The organism is Pseudonocardia sp. DR1-2, from assembly GCF_023717215.1.
Classification (GTDB): domain Bacteria; phylum Actinomycetota; class Actinomycetes; order Mycobacteriales; family Pseudonocardiaceae; genus Pseudonocardia; species Pseudonocardia alni.
Window position 1 is genome coordinate 371,381 of sequence record NZ_JAMQOF010000004.1, and the last position, 17,121, is coordinate 388,501.

The 17,121-nt window shown below is 74.5% G+C and carries 16 protein-coding genes; all 16 read right to left on the reverse strand.

The window, feature by feature from the left end:
- Window positions 1-5: 5 nt before the first annotated feature.
- Window positions 6-1,115 carry a zinc-binding dehydrogenase gene (locus ND486_RS14035; RefSeq protein ID WP_179760626.1) on the reverse strand — a complete coding sequence of 370 codons (1,110 nt, stop codon included), beginning with the start codon at window positions 1,113-1,115 and terminating at the stop codon, window positions 6-8.
- The gene (locus tag ND486_RS14040; RefSeq protein ID WP_251784710.1) at window positions 1,112-1,978 is read right to left on the reverse strand and encodes an SDR family oxidoreductase; all 867 of its coding nucleotides are present in this window, start codon (window positions 1,976-1,978) and stop codon (window positions 1,112-1,114) included. Before ND486_RS14040 ends, ND486_RS14035 begins: the two co-directional genes overlap by 4 nt.
- Entirely contained in the window at window positions 1,975-2,871 is an 897-nt protein-coding gene (locus ND486_RS14045; RefSeq protein ID WP_251784711.1) for an SDR family oxidoreductase, read from the reverse strand. Before ND486_RS14045 ends, ND486_RS14040 begins: the two co-directional genes overlap by 4 nt.
- Window positions 2,868-3,920 (reverse strand): hypothetical protein, encoded by a 1,053-nt coding sequence (locus ND486_RS14050; protein WP_251784712.1) that lies wholly within the window; start codon window positions 3,918-3,920, stop codon window positions 2,868-2,870. The genes ND486_RS14045 and ND486_RS14050 overlap by 4 nt, the downstream gene beginning before the upstream one ends.
- Entirely contained in the window at window positions 3,917-4,477 is a 561-nt protein-coding gene (locus ND486_RS14055; RefSeq protein ID WP_251784713.1) for a UGSC family (seleno)protein, read from the reverse strand. Before ND486_RS14055 ends, ND486_RS14050 begins: the two co-directional genes overlap by 4 nt.
- Window positions 4,478-4,495: 18 nt before the next feature.
- A complete protein-coding gene (locus tag ND486_RS14060) occupies window positions 4,496-5,794 on the reverse strand; it encodes a phenylacetate--CoA ligase family protein (protein ID WP_251784714.1) in 1,299 nt (432 codons plus the stop codon).
- A 26-nt stretch (window positions 5,795-5,820) separates the two neighbouring features.
- Entirely contained in the window at window positions 5,821-6,945 is a 1,125-nt protein-coding gene (locus ND486_RS14065; RefSeq protein WP_062404425.1) for an NDMA-dependent alcohol dehydrogenase, read from the reverse strand.
- 47 nt (window positions 6,946-6,992) lie between these two features.
- Complete coding sequence (locus ND486_RS14070; RefSeq protein WP_251784906.1) at window positions 6,993-7,922, reverse strand: TIGR03560 family F420-dependent LLM class oxidoreductase; 930 nt, start codon at window positions 7,920-7,922, stop codon at window positions 6,993-6,995.
- A gap of 37 nt (window positions 7,923-7,959) precedes the next feature.
- A complete protein-coding gene (locus ND486_RS14075) occupies window positions 7,960-9,438 on the reverse strand; it encodes an aldehyde dehydrogenase (RefSeq protein ID WP_251784715.1) in 1,479 nt (492 codons plus the stop codon).
- 10 nt (window positions 9,439-9,448) lie between these two features.
- Window positions 9,449-10,558: an NDMA-dependent alcohol dehydrogenase gene (locus ND486_RS14080; protein WP_251784716.1), complete on the reverse strand. Its 1,110-nt coding sequence runs from the start codon at window positions 10,556-10,558 to the stop codon at window positions 9,449-9,451.
- A 131-nt stretch (window positions 10,559-10,689) separates the two neighbouring features.
- Window positions 10,690-11,640 carry a thioredoxin-disulfide reductase gene (gene trxB, locus ND486_RS14085; RefSeq protein WP_251784717.1) on the reverse strand — a complete coding sequence of 317 codons (951 nt, stop codon included), beginning with the start codon at window positions 11,638-11,640 and terminating at the stop codon, window positions 10,690-10,692.
- Window positions 11,637-13,223, reverse strand: a complete 1,587-nt coding sequence (locus tag ND486_RS14090) for an ABC transporter substrate-binding protein (protein ID WP_251784718.1) — start codon at window positions 13,221-13,223, stop codon at window positions 11,637-11,639. The genes trxB and ND486_RS14090 overlap by 4 nt, the downstream gene beginning before the upstream one ends.
- Window positions 13,220-14,146: an SDR family NAD(P)-dependent oxidoreductase gene (locus ND486_RS14095; RefSeq protein ID WP_251784719.1), complete on the reverse strand. Its 927-nt coding sequence runs from the start codon at window positions 14,144-14,146 to the stop codon at window positions 13,220-13,222. The genes ND486_RS14090 and ND486_RS14095 overlap by 4 nt, the downstream gene beginning before the upstream one ends.
- An 11-nt stretch (window positions 14,147-14,157) precedes the next feature.
- Window positions 14,158-15,147, reverse strand: a complete 990-nt coding sequence (locus ND486_RS14100; RefSeq protein WP_179760634.1) for an ABC transporter permease — start codon at window positions 15,145-15,147, stop codon at window positions 14,158-14,160.
- Complete coding sequence (locus ND486_RS14105) at window positions 15,144-16,106, reverse strand: ABC transporter permease (RefSeq protein ID WP_251784720.1); 963 nt, start codon at window positions 16,104-16,106, stop codon at window positions 15,144-15,146. Before ND486_RS14105 ends, ND486_RS14100 begins: the two co-directional genes overlap by 4 nt.
- Window positions 16,103-17,080, reverse strand: a complete 978-nt coding sequence (locus ND486_RS14110) for an ABC transporter ATP-binding protein (RefSeq protein WP_251784721.1) — start codon at window positions 17,078-17,080, stop codon at window positions 16,103-16,105. The genes ND486_RS14105 and ND486_RS14110 overlap by 4 nt, the downstream gene beginning before the upstream one ends.
- Window positions 17,081-17,121: the final 41 nt, after the last annotated feature.

Genomic DNA, 17,121 nt, shown 5'->3' on the forward strand with positions numbered 1-17,121 from the left:
ACTCCTCAGCGCAGGTGGGGATGGACCGACACGTGCACCGCGCGCTCGCCGGGCTCGTCCCCGCCGAGGGTCCGCAGCGCCAGCGCGGTGTCGTCGAGCCCGAAGGTGTGGGTGTGCAGCTTCTCCAGCGGGAAGCGGCCGGACTCGATGATCGCGATGGCCTCGGCGTAGCCGCGGGCGTCGACGCCGAAGGCACCGCGCACGGTCAGCGCCCGGTTGATGATCAGGTCGGTGTTCAGCGGGTTCTCCCGGCCGCCCTTGAGCCCGGCGAGCACGACGGTGCCGCCGTGCTTCGCGGCGCGCAGCGCCTGGGTGAGCGGGGCGGCGGCCATCGGGGTCAGCTCCAGGACGACGTCGGCCCCGGCCCCGCCGGTCAGGTCGAGCACCGTCTCGACCGGGTCCTCGGCGCCGGGCCCGTCGACGACGACGGTGTGGTCGGCGCCGAACTCCCTGGCCAGCTCCAGCTTGTGCACGTCGGACTCCAGTCCGGTGACGACGATCGTCCCGGCCCCGGCCGCACGGGCGGCAATCACCGAGGCGATCCCGCGCTGGCCCGCACCCAGCACCAGCACGGTGTCGCCGAGCCCGACGCCGCCCAGGTGCACCGCCCACCGGACGCCGGCGCCGAGCGGGTTGAACATCACCGCCAGCTCCGCGGGCAGGTCCCGGTCGACCTTGTGCAGCACCGCGTTCGGGGCCAGGTAGAGGTGCTCGGCCATGCCGCCCCACAGCGACGGCGCGACGTCGGTCCCGGTCACGCCGTGTGCGTTCCCGCGGTGGCGGCAGGACTGGTAGCGGCCGGTGAGACAGTCGTGGCAGGCCCGGCACGGCACGATGACCTCGAGGGCGACCCGGTCACCCGGCTCGACGCCCCACCGGGCGGCCGCACGCTCGCCGACCTCCTCGACGATCCCGAGCGGCTCGTGCCCGGGGATCACCGGCCTGCCGGTCCCCATCCGCATGTGGCCGCGGAACATCTCGACGTCGCTGCCGCAGATCCCGTTCGCCTCGACCCGCAGCAGCCCGTCGTCGGCACCGATCGCCGGACGCGGGAACTCGCGCAGCTCGATCGTTCCGGGTGCGGTCTGCACGGCCGCGCGTACCTGGTCGCTCATGGCGTGTCTCCTGCGTGGTCGGCGGGTCGGGGCAGCGGGAACGGGCTGAGCCCGCCGCCGTCGAGGACGAGGGTCTGGGCGGTGACGTAGCCGGCGTCGTCGGCGGCGAGGTAGGCGACCGCCGCCGCGACGTCGTCGGGCCGCCCGGCCCGCCCGACCGCGATGGACCGCCCGCGGACGGCGACCGCCGCGACGGCGGCCTCGTCGTCCAGCGCCGGATCGAGCACCGCCCGGCTGGTCGCGAGCAGGCCGGGACAGATCGCGTTGACCGTGATCCCCCACCCGGCGACGTCCATCGCGAGCGCGCGGGTCAGCCCGACCACCCCGGCCTTGGACGCCGAGTAGGCGGCCGAGCGCGGGGCCGCGGACAGCCCGGCCATCGAGGAGATGTTGACGATGCGGCCGTAGCGCTGCCCGCGCATCACCGGCACCGCCTCCCGGCACATCAGGAAGGTGCCGGTCAGGTTGGTGTGCAGCAGCTCCTGCCACACCTGCAGCGAGGTTTCGCCGATGTCGGCCCGGTCGGCGCCCTGTGGCGCGGCGGCGTTGTTGACCAGGACGTCGAGCCTGCCGAACTCGTCGACGGCGGTGCCCACCATGCGGGCGGCGTCCTCGGGCCGGCCGATGTCACCGAGCACGGAGACCGCCCGGGCCCCGGTGCCGGTGAGCTCCGCGGTCAGCGTCGTGAGCCCGTCGTGCGTCCCGGTCCCGGACTGCGCCGCCTGCCGGGCGTTGGGCACGCCGCCGGGCACCCGGTCGGTGACGACGACGGCGTACCCGGCCGCGGCGAGCCGGCGGGCGATCCCCTGGCCGGCGCCGTCCGGCTTGCCGCAGCCGGTGACCAGCGCGACCCGGGCGCTCACCGGGCACCTCCGTCGCCCGGGGCGGCTCCCGCGGTCCCGGCACCGACGGACCACCGCGCGTCGTCGGCCCCGGCCACCGAGCGGACCGGCGGCCCGGGCGGGAACCGGTGCGGCGGCCCGCCCTCCACCGCGAGGGTGTGCCCGGAGATCCAGCGGGCGTGCGCACCGAGCAGGAACGCCACCGCGGCGGCCACGTCCCAGGCCGTGCCCTCGGTCTTCAGCGCGGTCGAGTCCCGGCGCGCACCGCGCAGGTCCTCGCTCATGTTCGCGGCGGCGAACGACCCCCAGATCGCGCCGACCTGCACGCAGTTGACCCGGATGCCCTGCGGCCCCAGCGTCGTCGCGGCGCCCTCGGTGAGGTTCTCGAGCCCCGCCTTGGCGACGCAGTAGACCATCCCGGGCCCGCGCATCCGGACCCCGACCGAGGACACGTTCACGATTGACGAGCCGGGCGGCAGCAGCGGGACGGCGTGCCGGGTGACCTGCCAGGCCGAGGTGAGGTTGATCCGGAGCAGCTCGTCGAACCGCTCCGGGGTGACGTCGAACAGCCCGGCCCGGTCCCCGGCGGCGACGTTGTTCACCAGGCCGTCGAGGCCGCCGAGCAGGCCGGCCGCCCGGGCGACGGCGGCACCGCAGGCCGGGTCGGTCGTGACGTCGGCGACGACCGGGACGGCCCGTCCGCCGTCGGCGGTGATCCGCTCGACGGTGCGGCCCGCGGCGGCCGGGTCCCGGTCGAGCACCGCGACCCGGGCGCCCTGGGCCGCCACCAGCCGGGCGGTCGCGTAGCCGACACCGGGGAGCCCGCCGTTCTGGCCGGCGCCGGTGACGAGCACGGCGCGGCCGGCCATCGGGCCGGCCCCGGGCACGAACGGGTTCTCCAGCGGGCCGGTCACCGGGTCACCCCCGCCACCGGGACCGCGGTGCCGGACCAGTCGGAGAACAGCCGCACCACCATCGAGATGCCGGCGTTGCGTGCCCCGGCGACGGCCAGCAGCAGGTTCTCCCGGCCGGAGCCGGCGAGCAGCGGGTCGAAGCCGTCGCCGCGGGTGCCGTCGGCGAACCGGACCTGGCCGTCCAGGCCGTCCTTCCCGGCCCGGGCGAGGTCGGTGACGCTGCGGCCGCACCGCTGCGCCAGCCAGGCCCGCACCTCGGCACGGCCGAACCCGGCGGCGGCGAGCTGCTGGGCGTGCTCGGGGCAGAACACGACCCCGGCGCTCGCGTGCCGGAAGATCCAGGCCCCGGTGCGGGAGAGCGTGTCGGCGACGTCGGCGAGCAGCTGCTCGGCCGAGCCGGTGTGCCGGTTGTCGACGTACTCGCAGGTCCGCAGCAGTGTCGCGGACACGGCGGACTCCCCCGGCGCGACGCCGGCCTCGACCGACAGCGGCTCCCAGGGGCTCTCCTCCTCGTTCTCGGCGATGCAGATCTGCCAGCGCCCGGGCAGCCCCTGGGTGGCCTGCTCCAGGGCGTGCGGGTGCACGCCGTAGACGTTGCGCACGATCAGCCCGATCGACCGCGCGACGGTGGCGTTCGGCCGGAACCCCGGCCCGAACACGCCGCCGGTGGAGTTGAACCCGAGCGCGTCGCGGACCGGGCCGTTGACCACGATCAGCGGTGCCGGACCGCTGGTCGACTGCCAGCCCCCACCACCGGTGGCGCGTTCCGCGGTCAGTGCGGCCCAGGCCGCGAGGACGACGGGGAAGTACTCCGGGCGGCAGCCCGCCATCACCGCGTTGATCGCGGCCAGCTCGACGGTGACCGCCCGGTCCAGCTGCGGCAGCCTGCCGATCTCGGTCTCCGGGGCCAGATCGGTGGTGGCGAGGAAGCGGTCGACCAGCGCGCGCGACGCAGGCACCACCGGCAGCCCGTCGGTCCAGCCCTGCTCGAAGCAGTGCTCGACCGCGGCGGCGGCGAGATCCGGGTCCGGGTCGGTCCCGGCGGTCACCGCTGCGCCCCGGTGAGCAGAGCGGCGACGTCGCCGGCGAGCCGCGCGGCACGGTCCCGGACCTGGTCCGGTTCGAGGATCGCGACCGGGTGCGGGGTGGTCAGGTAGCGGTAGCCGGTGGCGCCGCGCAGCGCGGCCATCGTGTCGGCGGTGGCGGCGAACGCGTCGCTGCAGATCACCGCGGCGGGCACCCCCGCCCTCTCGAACAGCACCCCGTCGGCGACCGCGGACGCGCTGCACGATCCGCAGTCACCGACCCCGGTGACGACGACGTCGCAGCCGCGGGCGTACTCCTCGATCAGCTCGGCGGGCGCCGGGACGGCGAACTGCCGTTTCGTGCGGGCCACCGTGACCCCGGCGGCACCGTGCTCGTCGACGAGCAACCGGGCCACCTCGGTGAGCAGCAGATCGGCGTTCTTCTTGGTGTTCTCCAGGACCCCGATCCGGAGGCCGGTCAGCTCCGGGCGGCGCGGCGCGAGCACTCCCGCCCCGGGCTCCGGGGAGGGATCGGCGCCCCGGCCGGTCGGGTCGAGGATGGGGCTGGGCCTCTCGGACACGTCTCGTCTCCTTCCTGTTCAGCCCGCGAGCCGGGTCAGCCGGGACTTCATCTCGGCGCGTTCCAGCGAGCCGGGCGGCACGAGCGTCACCGCGGCCCTGACCGACAGCCGGGTCCGGATCGCGGTCTCGATCTCCCTGCCGAGCTGCTCGGTGTCACCGGCCGCCTCGCCCCACTCGGCCTCGATCCGCAGCGGCGGGTCGACCCGCGGGCCGTGCTCGGGCAGCACGATCTGCACGGCGCCGGTGGTGCGCGGGTGCAGTGCGACGACGAGATCGCGCACCGCGGACGGGAAGACGTTGACGCCGAGCACGATCAGCATGTCGTCGGTCCGCCCGATGCAGCGGATCAGCGGGGCGTCGTCGGCCGCCCGGCCGGTGACGACCACCCGGTCCCGGGTGCGGAAGCGCACGAGCGGGCAGCATTCGCGGTCCACCGAGGTGTAGACGAGCTCGCCCTCGGCGCCGGGTTCGGCGCCCACCGGCTCCCCGGACTCCGGGTCGATCAGCTCGGCGACCACGTGCCGGCCGCCGGTGAAGCGCATCCCACCGCTGCCGGGCTGCTCGGCGAACAGCACCGGGGCCATGTCGGCGTTGCCGAGCCCCTCGGTGACCGGGGCGCCCCACTCCTGCTCGACCTGTCTGCGGAACGCGGGTTCCCCGCCGCCGGGCTCACCTCCGACGAAGATCTTCCGCAGCCCGAACCCGCGCGGGTCGCGGCCGGCCGCCCGCAGGTGCTCGGCCAGGTAGCGGGCGTAGGACGGCGTCGAGTGCAGCGCCGTGACGCCGAGCGACTCCAGCGCCAGCACCGCCTTCTCCGACGCCCCGGTCCCGATCGGGACCATCGTGCTGCCGATGCGTTCCAGCGCGTCCCGGATCGGGAGACCGCCGACGAACAGGGTGAGGCCGGCGCCGTGCAGGACGACGTCGTCGCGGGTGGCCCCCATGGTGCGGAACGCCCGTGCGACCAGCTCGGTCCAGGCGCCCGCGTCGCGCCGGGTCACCCCGACCCAGCTGGGACGTCCGGTGGTGCCGGTGGAGGCGTGCACCCGCACGACCTCCGACATCGCGACGCCGGCGTGCCGGCCCAACGGCGGCTGCGCCGCCTGGGAGTCGCGCAGCATCTGCTTGCCGGTGAAGGGGAACCGGGCCAGGTCGGCGAGCGAGCCGAACGCCGACGCGTCGATCCCGTGCTCGGCGAACAGGTCGGCGTAGAACGGCGAGCGGGCGGGCAGGCCCTCGAGCTGGGCCCGCAACAGGTCGGTGACGGCCTCGGCGTCGGCCGACGCGACGAACCCGGGCACGGGTGCAGGGGACACGGTGGCTCCTCGGATCGCGGCGGGCGTCAGACGTCGTGGACGATCACGCCGCGGATGGTGCGGCCGGCGGTCATGTCGGCGTAGCCCCGGTCGACCTCGTCCAGCCGGTACCGGCGGGTGATCAGCTCGTCGAGCTTGAGGTCGCCGGCCCGGTAGAGGCCGAGCAGGCGGGGGATGTCGTACAGGGGGTTGCAGCCGCCGAACAGCGCGCCACGGATCTGGCGCTGGTAGCTGATCATCATCCCGGCGTGCACGTCGACGGTGTTCTCCCCGAGCCGCCCGACCGCGGTCACGGTGACCCTGCCGCCCTTGCCGACGACCGCGACGGCGTCGTTCACGATCTCCGGGGTGAGGACGCCGGGGGTGCAGATCGCGTGGTCGGCGAGCTGGCCCCAGGTGGTCTCGACGACGAACTCGTGTGCGCTCGCCGCGTCGGCGAAGGTGTGCGTCGCCCCGAACATCTCGGCGGACTCGCGCTTGAACGCGACCGGATCGACGACGACCACGTTCTTCGCCCCGGCGTAGCGGGCGCCCTGCACGGCGTTCGACCCGACCCCGCCCGCGCCGTAGATCACCACGGTCTCCCCCGCCCGGACGCCCGCGGCGTACACCGCGGAGCCCCAGCCGGTGGGGACACCGCAGCCGACCAGCGCGCCGATCTCGAACGGGATGTCCTCGGGCAGCGGGACGCACGCCCACTCCGACACCACCGCGTACTGCGAGAACGTGCCGAGCGTGCAGAAGCCGCCGAAGTCCACGCGCTCGTCGCCGGTGCCCTGGTGGAACCGGAACGACCCGTCGAGGAACATCCCGGTGCCCGCGTTGAGGCCCTTCACGCACATGTTCTGGTGCCCGGTCGAGCAGGGACGGCAGGCGCCGCAGGCGGGGATGTAGGAGCAGACGATCCGGTCGCCGGGGCGGACCCGGCGCACGTCCGGGCCGACCGACTCGACGATCCCGGCGCCCTCGTGGCCGCCGACGACCGGGAACCGTACGGGCGCGTCGCCCGCGGTGATGTGGTCGTCGGAGTGGCAGAGCCCGGCGGCGTGGAACCGGACCCGCACCTCGTGCGCGCGGGGCGGTTCGAGCCGCAGGTCGGTCAGCTCCCAGCCGGTGTGCGGGCCGCGGGCCACCGCCGCCCGGGTGGTGATGACACCGGCGTCGGTGGTGGACGGTCCGGCCGTCGTCTCTGCTGTGCTCACTGCGGGGCCCCCTCCGGTCGTGCCGCGACGTGCGGCAGCACCTCCGCCCCGATCAGGGCGATGTGGTCGAGATCGGCGATGTCGTAGACGTGCAGGTAGACGGTGTCCGCACCGGCCTCGGCCAGCCGTCCGATCCGGTCGGCGACGTGGTCCGGGGACCCGATGGCGGCGTTGTCGCGCATGAGGTCGGACCCGATGACCGCGCCGCGGCGGGCGACCTGCGCCGGGTCGGCGCCGCAGGCCACCGGCAGTACCGCGGACCGGCGGGCGGTCGCCGGGTCCCGGCCGATCGCCTCGCACGCCCGGTCGAACACCGCGTAGCGCTCGGCCAGGTCGCCGCCGAGGGCGCCGTTGAACTCGTCGGCGAAGCGGGCGGCGATCGCGGGGGTGCGCCGCGGACCGGTCCCGCCGACGATCACCGGCGGGTGCGGGTCCTGCGCCGGGTGCGGCGGGGTGTGGTTGTCCGCGATCCGGTGGTGGTGGCCGTCGTGGGAGAACGACGTGCCGGTCCGGGCGGCCCGCCACAGGCCGGTGACGACCGTCAGCTGTTCCTCCAGCCGGTCGAACCGGTCGCGGGTCGGCGGGAACGGGATCCCGAACGCGGCGTGCTCGCGCTCGTACCAGCCGGTGCCCAGTCCCAGCTCGACCCGGCCGCCGCTCATCTCGTCGACGGAGGCGACGATCGTCGCGAGCAGGCCGGCCTCGCGGAACGTGGCGGCCCCGACCAGGGCGCCGAGCCGGATCCGGCCGGTGTCGCGGGCCAGGCCGCCCAGCGTGGTCCAGCAGTCGGTGGGGCGGTACGTGCGGTCGTGCGGGTCGACGCCCATCAGGTGGTCGGAGCGGAAGAACGCGTCGAACCCGGCGGCCTCGGTCGCCCGGGCGAGGGCGAGGATCTCGTCGTAGCGGCAGCCGTGGCGGGGTTCCATCAGCACCCGCAGCCGCACCCCGGTGCCCGCCGTCCGCTCAGCCACGGATCGACACCGTCTTCACCTGGGTGTGCTCCAGCACGGCGTCGGCGCCCATGGTGCGGCCGAAGCCGCTGCGCCGGTACCCGCCGAACGGCCCGCCGATCACCCCGGCGCCAAGCGCGGCGTTCACCACGACCTGCCCGGCGGCCAGCCCGCGCGACATCCGCACGGCACGGCCGACGTCGCGGGTCCAGACCGACGCGACCAGCCCGTAGTCGGTGCCGTTCGCGACGTCGAGGGCCTCGGCCTCGTCGTCCACCGCGAGCACCGACAGGACCGGGCCGAAGATCTCCTCGCGGGCGATGGTCATGCCGGGGTCGACGTCGTCGAACAGCGTCGGTTCGACGAAGAACCCCCGGTCCAGTCCGCTCCCGGTCGGCGTGCCGCCGCCGGTCACCAGCCGGGCGCCCTCCTCCCGTCCGGTGCGGACGTAGCCGAGCACCCGGTCCCGCTGCCGGGCGTTGATCAGCGGCCCCATCCGGGCCCGTGCATGCCAGGGGCCGACGCTGACCGCCGCCATCTCGGCGGCGAGCCGTTCCACCACCTCGGCGCGGATCGACCGGTCCACCACGACCCGGGACCCGGCGGCGCAGATCTGGCCGGTGTTCAGCGTGATGCCCGCGACGATCGCCGGGATCGCCCGGTCCAGGTCGGCGTCCGGGAACACCACCTGCGGGGACTTGCCGCCCAGCTCCAGGTGCAGCGGGACCAGCCGTCGTGCGCAGGTCGCCATCACCGCGGACCCGGTCTCCGGGGAGCCGGTGAAACCGACCCGGGCGACGTCGGGGTGCGCGGGGAGGGCGGCGCCGGCCTCGTGGCCGTAGCCGGTGACGACGTTGACCACCCCCGGCGGGATCCCGGCCTCGCGGGCGAGCCGGGCCAGCGCGAGCGGGGTCAGCGGGGCGTCCTCGGCCGGTTTGACGACCACGGTGTTGCCCGCGGCGATCGCGGCGCCGGTGTCGTTGGCGAACATCGGGCCCGGGGCGTTCCACGGGATGATCGAGGCGACGACGCCGTAGGGCTCGCGCAGGGTGAGACCGAGGACGTCCGGGGTGTGGGTGGGCAGCGAGAGCCCCTGCACCTTGTCGGCCTGCCCGGCCAGGAAGGTGAGCATCCGGGCCATCGGCGGCGGGCCCCAGTGCGGCCGCCCCACCTCACGGGACTCCAGCCGGTCCAGCTCGTCGGCGTGCCGCTCGACCAGCTCGGCCCAGCGCAGCAGCAGCCGCCCGCGCTCGGTGGCACTGGTGTCGCGCCAGGCCGGGAACGCCTCCCGGGCGGCCGCGACGGCGGCGTCGACGTCGGTGGCGGTGCCCCGCGGCACCCGGCCGACGACCTCGCCGGTGGAGGGGTCGAGCACGTCGATCGTGCGGCCGTCCGCGGCGGGCACCCAGGCGTCGCCGATCAGGTGGGTGGCCCCGGCGGTCGGTGCGGTGCCGGTACCGGTGTCCGTGCCGGCCGTCGTGTCGGTCGTCATCGTCGCCGCCTCAGTGCTCGTGGACGATCACGCCGCGGACGTTCCGGCCGTCCGCCATGTCCGCGTAGCCCTGGTTGACCTCCTCCAGGCGGTACCGCCTGGTGATCAGCTCGTCCAGCTTGAGGTCGCCGGAGCGGTAGAGGTCGAGCAGCCGGGGCACGTCGTGGAGCGGGTTGCAGGCGCCGAAGATCGCGCCCTGCACCCGGCGCTGGTAGCCGATCAGCATCCCGGACGGCGCCCGGACCGAGCCGTTGCCGACCGCGGTGACGGTGACCTGACCGGACTTCCCGGTGACCGCCAGCGCGCGGGCGATCACCTCGTCGTGCAGCACGCCGACGGTGATGATCGCGTGGTCGGCGAGCTCGCCCCAGGTGGTCTCGACGACGAACTCGTGCGCGCTCTGCGCGTCGGCGAAGGTGTGGGTGGCCCCGAAGACCTTCGCCATGTCGCGCTTGAACGCCACCGGGTCGACCACCACCACGTTGCGGGCACCGGCGAGCCGGGCGCCCTGCACCGCGTTGGCCCCGACCCCGCCGCAGCCGTAGACGACGACGGTCTGCCCGGCGCGGACCCCGGCGGCGTGCACCGCCGAGCCCCAGCCGGTCGGGACGCCGCAGCCGACCAGGGAGGCGACGTCGAACGGGATGTCGTCGGCGATCGGGATGCAGGAGAACTCGGAGACCACCGCGTACTGGGAGAACGTGCCGAGCACGCAGAGCCCGCCGAGGTCCTCGCCGTCGAGGTGGAACCGGAAGGTCCCGTCCGGGAACTCACCGGTGGCGGCGTTCTTCCCGGCGTCGCACAGGTTCTGCCGGGCGGTGGAGCAGTACCGGCAGGAGCCGCAGGCCGGGATGAAGGAGCACACGACGTGGTCCCCGACCTGCACCCGGGTGACACCGGGACCGACCGCCTCGACCACCCCGGCGCCCTCGTGCCCGCCGACGACGGGCATCCGCATCCGGGCGTCGCCCTTCTGGATGTGGTCGTCGGAGTGGCAGAGCCCCGCGGCGTGGAACCGGATGCGGACCTCGTTGGCGCGCGGGTCGTCCAGCTCGACGTCGGTGATCTCCCACGGCGTCCCCGGTGTGCGGCAGATCGCGGCTCGGGTCGTCATGCCCATGTCGGCTCCTCTGTGTGGGAACGGATACGGCCGCCTCGGCGGAGGTCCGGGGCCCGGAAGGGAATGTGGGCCGGGTCACCGGCTCGTGACCTCACGATGCCGCCCTCCCGGCGGGTGCCGGGAGGGCGCTTTCACGTCGTGGAAGGACGGTCCACGCGGGCCCCGGCCAGCCAGCGCTCGGCGTCGATCGCCGCGGCGCAGCCCGACCCGGCGGCGGTGACCGCCTGCCGGTAGTGCCGGTCCACCAGGTCACCGCAGGCGAACACCCCGTCGACGGCGGTCCGGGTGGTCCCGTCGAGCGTGCGGACGTAGCCGTCGGGGTCCAGGTCGAGCCGGTCGGCGACCAGCCCGCTGCGCGGGTCGTGGCCGATCGCGACGAACACCCCGGCGACGTCCAGCCCGGACTCCGCGCCGTCCCGGACGTCGCGCAGGCGCAGCCCGCCGACCGCGCCGTCGCCGGTCACCGCGACGACCTCGCGACCGGTCGCCCAGCGGATCGCGGGGTTCGCCCGTGCCCGCTCCAGCATGATCCGCGACGCCCGGAAGGTGTCCCGGCGGTGCACGACCGTGACGCTGCGGGCGAACCGGGTGAGGAACTGCGCCTCCTCCATCGCGGAGTCCCCGCCACCGACGACGGCGACGTCCCGGCCGGTGAAGAAGAACCCGTCGCAGGTCGCGCAGGACGAGACCCCCCGCCCGAGCAGCTCCTGCTCCCCCGGCACGCCGAGGTAGCGCGGCGCGGCGCCCATCGCGAGCACCACCGCACGGGCCCGGTGCACCTCGCCGTCGGTCACGATCTCCTTGACCGGGCCGTCCAGCCGGATCTCGCCGACGTCGCGGGGCCGCAGGTCGGCGCCGAACCGCTCGGCCTGCGCCCGCATCCGTCCCATCAGGCCGGGCCCGTCGACGCCGTCGGGGAAGCCGGGGTAGTTCTCCACGTCGGTGGTGGTCATCAAGGCGCCGCCGTGGCTGGAACCCTCGAACACCAGCGGAGCCAGCCGGGCCCGGGCGGCGTAGACCGCCGCGGTGTACCCGGCCGGGCCGGACCCGACGACGACGAGATCGTGTACCCCGACGCTCACGGCGACGCCGGCTGGTCGCTGAGCCACACGTCGGCGAGCCGGCGGCCCTGGTGGATCGGCACCGGGAACAGGTCCCGGGTCCGCGAGGAGAGGATCGTGTAGTCGAACTTCTGGATCGGGAACAGGCCCTGCACGATCTCGGTCTCCATCCGCCTCTGCATCGCGCGGTGCAGCTCGCGCCGCTCGGCGTCGTCGGTGGTGGTCCGGGTCCGGGCGTAGCCCTCGACGAGCTCCGGGTCGTCGACGAGCGCGTAGTTCTCGATGTAGCCGGGCATGAAGTCGCGCCAGGTCTGGTCGGGCAGGTGCACGGTCCGGAGTGCCTTGGTCATGGCGAACTCGTGGGTGCGCCGGCGTTCGATCCCGGTCCCGGGGTCGACGGTCTCGATCGTGACGTCGATCCCGACCTCGGCCAGGTCGGCCTGCATCCACTGGGCCTCGCGCACGTCCTCGTCGTCGACCCGCTGGACGAGCAGCGTGGTCGCGAAGCCGTCCGGGAGGCCGGCCTCGGCGAGGAGCCGGCGGGCCTGCTCGGAGTCGAACGGGCGGATCTCGCGGACCTCGTCCTCGGACAGTGCGGCGTCGGAGACGTCGGGACGCAGGATGGAGGTGAGGTTGAACGAGCCGCGGACGGTCTCCCCCATGCCCTCCCAGTCGATCGCGAGGGACACCGCGCGGCGCACCCGGACGTCGTCGAACGGCTCCACGCGCGGGTTGAGGTAGAAGCTCACCGGCGCGCCGGGCGTCTCGGTCACCGTGTGGTCGCCGTCGCGGAACTCGTCGGCCACGGTGACGTCGCTGGTGGTGCCCACGTCGAGGCGGCCGCTCCGCAGGGCCGCGGTGGTCGCCGCCGTGTCGTTGATGACCGGTCGCCGGACCTCGTCGAGGTACGGGCGGTCGGGAACGTGGTAGTCGGGATTGCGCCGGAGCACCCACTCGACGTCCGGGGTGTGCTCGGCGAGCAGGAACGGCCCGGTGCCGATCGCCACCGTGTCCAGGTCGTAGCGCCCCTCGATCCCTTCCCGGGGAACCATCAGGAAGGTGTGGTAGGCCACGTACTCCAGCAGCGGGGCGAAGGGCCGGTCCAGGGTCAGGACGACGGTGTGCTCGTCCGGCGCCTGCACGGTCCGCACCGCCTCGAGCATGTAGGCCTGCAGGCCGCGCTCCTTCATCGCGGTGATCGTCGCGACGACGTCGTCGGCGACGAAGGGCCTGCCGTTCACCGGCTCGACGTCGTGCCAGGTGACGTCCCGGCGCAGGTGGAAGGTGTAGGTCAGACCGTCCTCGGAGACCTCCCACGACTCGGCCAGGTCGCCCTCCAGCTCCATCTCCGTGACGTCGGGTCCGGTGCGCCAGTCGAGCAGCTTCCCGTAGACCGAGCCGGAGATCAGCCCGGTGGCGCTCGGGTCGGAGCTCTCCAGCGGGTTCAGGTCGGTGGACACCTCGGCCGGCAGCTGCCACACCAGCGAGCCGCCGGGACGCGGGTCGCCGACCGGCTCGTCGCTGCCGCCACCGCCACCGGCCCCGCAGGACGACAGCACCAGCGCCGCGGCCATCAGCAGCGCCGCGGCGCGACCCGGTCTCACACCGTCTCCCGGTCGAGCTCGCCGGTCACGTCCAGCCCGACCAGCGGAACCGGTCCGGCGAGGTCACCGGCCGCCGCCGGGACGTAGGCGAAGTTCTTCGCCCGGGCCCCGCCGTCGACGACGAAGTCCTGGCCGGTGATCAGCCGGGCCTGGTCCGAGCACATCCAGGCCACGCAGTGCCCGATGTCGGTCGGGGTGCCGGTGGTGCCCATCGGCACCATGGGCACCCGGTCGCCGCTCCAGCGGGCGGGCCGCCGCCACGGCTCGTCGCCGGTGCCGCCGCCGATCCCGTTCCGCGGCCGGTCCATGGCCGACTTCCCGTCCGGTCCGGTCAGGGCCGGGTTGTCCGGGGTCGGCGCGGTCGGGGTGAAGGAGTTGACCCGGATCCCGTAGGGGGCGAGGTCCATCGCCGCGGCCCGCACGAAGTTGTTCACCCCGCCCTTGTGGAAGGCGTAGGCGATCACCCCGGCCGAGCCGGACCAGCCGTTCGACGACGAGACCAGCACGATCGAGCCACGGGTGCCGCGCTCGGCCATGTGCCGCCCGACCGCCCGGGTGTTGAGGAAGCTGCCCAGCCCGGCGACCCGCACGGCACGGTCGAAGAACTCGGCGCTCTCGTCGAGCACCCCCTTGCCGCCGAGCAGGGCGGCGTTGTTGACCAGGATGTCGATCCCGCCCAGCTCGCCGACGATCCGGTCGACGTAGCCCGCCACCTGGTCCTCGTCGGTGACGTCGCCGGGGACCGCGATGGCCCGGCCACCGTTGCGCTCGATCCGCTCGACGGCGGCGGCCGCCGCGTCCGGGTCGATGTCGTTGCAGGCCACGGTCGCGCCGTAGCGCGCGAGCGCCAGGCCGATCCCGCCGCCGATGTTCGGACCGGCTCCGGTGACCAGGGCCACCTTCCCGGCGAGTGAGATGTCCACTGTGCACGCTCCTAGTCGGGTCGTCGGTCGGTGGGGTCGGTGGCGTCGAGCTCCTCCGCCGCCCGGGCGAGGCCGGGGGCGAGGCGGGCCGGCGGGCGGGGCCGCCACCACCGCCGGGACTCGGCGAAGGTGGCGTGCTGCAGGCGCGGGTCCAGGTGGTCGCGCAGCGCGTCGCCGAGCAGGTTGAGGCTGAAGACGGCCAGCGAGAGCAGCACAGCCGGCACGACGATCAGCCACGGCGCGCGCTCCACGTACCGGACGCCCTCGGAGAGCATCAGCCCCCAGGACGGGGTCGGCGGCGGCGCGCCGATGCCGAGGAAGCTCAGCGCCGACTCGGCGATGACCACCCCGGCGAAGATCAGGCTGGCCAGGGTGAACACCGGGGCGACGATGTTCGGCAGGACGTGCCGGGCCAGGATCCGGCCGGTCCCGGCACCGGTGGCCCGGGCCGCCTCGACGTAGCGCTCCTCGCGCACCCGCAGGGTCTCGCCGCGGGCGATCCGGTTGAACGACGGTGTGATCACCACGGTCAGCGCGATGATCGTGTTGCGCACCGAGGGCCCGAGGATCACCGCGATGAACAGCAGCAGCACGATGCCGGGGATCGCCTGGACGGCGTCCATCACCCGTTGCAGGACGATGTCGACGCCCCGGCCCGCGTAGCCGGAGACCACCCCGATCGTGGTGCCCAGCACCAGGCTGACCGCGGTGGTCACCACCCCGATCAGCAACGAGGTCCGTGCGCCGTGCAGCGAACGGCTCAGCACGTCCCGGCCGAGGTCGTCGGTGCCGAGCAGGAACCGGGCGGACGGGCCGTCGAGGATGTCCCGGCGGAACTGCTCCAGCGGGTCGTACGGCGCCACCAGCGGCGCCAGCAGCCCGGCCAGCACGAACAGCGTCAGTACCGTCAGCGCGATCCCGCCGAGGGGCTGGGCGCGGACGAACCGGGCGACGGCGCCGGGGACGGCGCGCAGCCGCGCGGGCGTGGCCGGCGCGCTCACGAGAGTGCCCGCCCGGTCCGGATCCGCGGGTCGACCAGCGCGTAGAGCAGGTCGATCACGATGATCGTCACCACGAACAGTCCCGCGTAGAAGATCGTGCAGGCGACGACCACCGGGTAGTCGCGCTCCAGCACCGCGGAGTAGATGAGCTGCCCGGTCCCCGGGATCCCGAACATCTGCTCCAGGATCACGGTGCCACCGAGCACCGTCGCCAGCTCCAGGCCGAGCAGCGTGAGCACCGCGATGGTGGAGTTCCGGGCGGCGTGCTTGCCGACGACGGTGCGCTCCCGCGCGCCCTTCGCACGGACCGTGCGCACGTAGTCCGACCCCAGCGACTCCAGCAGCGACGACCGCGCCATCCGCGCGGTCCCCGCCATCCCGGCGGTGCCCAGCGCGATCACCGGGATCGCCATCTGCTGGATCCAGTTCACCGGGTCCTCGGTCAGCGGCCGGTAGGCCAGCGGTGGCGACCAGTTGAGCCAGACCGCGCACGCGGTCAGCGCCAGCAGCGCGACGACGAAGTTGGGCACCGACAGGAACGCGACCGCGAAGCTCCGCACGGCGGCGTCCAGCGCGGAGCCGCGGGTGACCGCGGCCAGCACGCCGAGGCCGATGCCGGCGACGGTCGCGAACAGCATCGCCAGCAGGCCGAGCGAGACGGTGACCGGCACCCGTTCCAGGAACAGCCCGGTCACCGGTGCGCCGCCGCCGTAGAACGACCTGCCGAGATCACCGCGTGCGACACCGGCGAGCCAGTTCCCCAGCTGCGTCCAGACCGGCACGTCGAGGCCGAACTCGGCGCGCAGCGCCGCGACCTGCTCCGGGCTCGCGCCGGACTCGGCCAGCTGCATCGTCACCGCGTCGCCGGGGACCAGCCGCACGAGCACGAACACCAGAGCGGTCACCAGCGCCATCACCACACCGCCGTAGGCGAGCCTGCGCAGGACGTAGCGGGTCACGGTCGCACCGCCCCGGAGGTCCGTGCCCCGGCCAGCAGGCAGGCGACGTCGCGGTCGGCGACGACCCTGCGCAGCGCGGGCCGTTCCTCGCGGCAGCCGGCCTCGGCCTGCGGGCAGCGGGTGTGGAACCGGCACCCCGGCGGCGGGTCGATCGGGCTGGGCACCTCGCCGACCGGCGTGACCTCCTGGGCCGGTCCGGCCGTGGCCAGGTCGGGGACGGCGGACACGAGCATCCGGGTGTAGGGGTGCTGCGGGTCCCGCAGCACCGCGTCGCCGTCCCCGCGTTCGACGATCTCGCCGAGGTACATCACGCAGACCTCGTCGGACATGTAGCGGACGACGTTCAGGTCGTGGGCGATGAACAGGTAGGACAGCCCGCGCTCGGCCTGCAGGCCGCGGAGCAGGTTGAGCACCTGGGCCTGCACCGAGACGTCCAGCGCGGAGACCGCCTCGTCGCACACGATGAGGTCCGGGTCGGTGGCGAGCGCGCGGGCGATCCCGATCCGCTGGGCCTGACCGCCGGAGAACTGGTGGGCGTACCGGTTCAGGTCGCGCGCACCCAGCCCGACCCGTTCGAGCAGCTCGACGACCCGGTCGGCGAGTGCGGCCCCACGGGCCATCCGGTGCACCACGAGCGGCTCCCCCACCGCCTGCAGGACGGTCATCCGGGGGTTCAGCGAGCCGTTCGGGTCCTGGAAGACGATCTGCATCCGGCGGCGCAGCCGGCGCAGCGCCGCGCCCGAGGCGGCGCCGAGATCGGCGCCGTCGAACGACAGCGTCCCCGAGGTCGGTTCCAGCAGCCGCAGCGCGAGCCGGGCCACCGTGGACTTGCCGGAACCCGACTCGCCGACCAGTCCGACCGTGCGGCCGCGCGGGATGCTCAGCGACACGCCGTTGACGGCCTGCACGACCCCGCGCCGGCTCCGGAAGTGCTTCACCAGGTCGTGGGCCTCGAACAGCGCCGGCCCGGTCACCGGGCACCGGCCGGGACGCCCGCCGGCACACGCCCGGTCCG

Bases quoted from the DNA above. Each gene is read 5' to 3' on its own strand.
- ND486_RS14035 (WP_179760626.1), bottom strand. From the start codon at position 1,115: ATGAGCGACCAGGTACGCGCGGCCGTGCAGACCGCACCCGGAACGATC.
- ND486_RS14070 (WP_251784906.1), bottom strand. From the start codon at position 7,922: ATGGAACCCCGCCACGGCTGCCGCTACGACGAGATCCTCGCCCTCGCC.
- ND486_RS14075 (WP_251784715.1), bottom strand. From the start codon at position 9,438: ATGACGACCGACACGACGGCCGGCACGGACACCGGTACCGGCACCGCA.
- ND486_RS14080 (WP_251784716.1), bottom strand. From the start codon at position 10,558: ATGGGCATGACGACCCGAGCCGCGATCTGCCGCACACCGGGGACGCCG.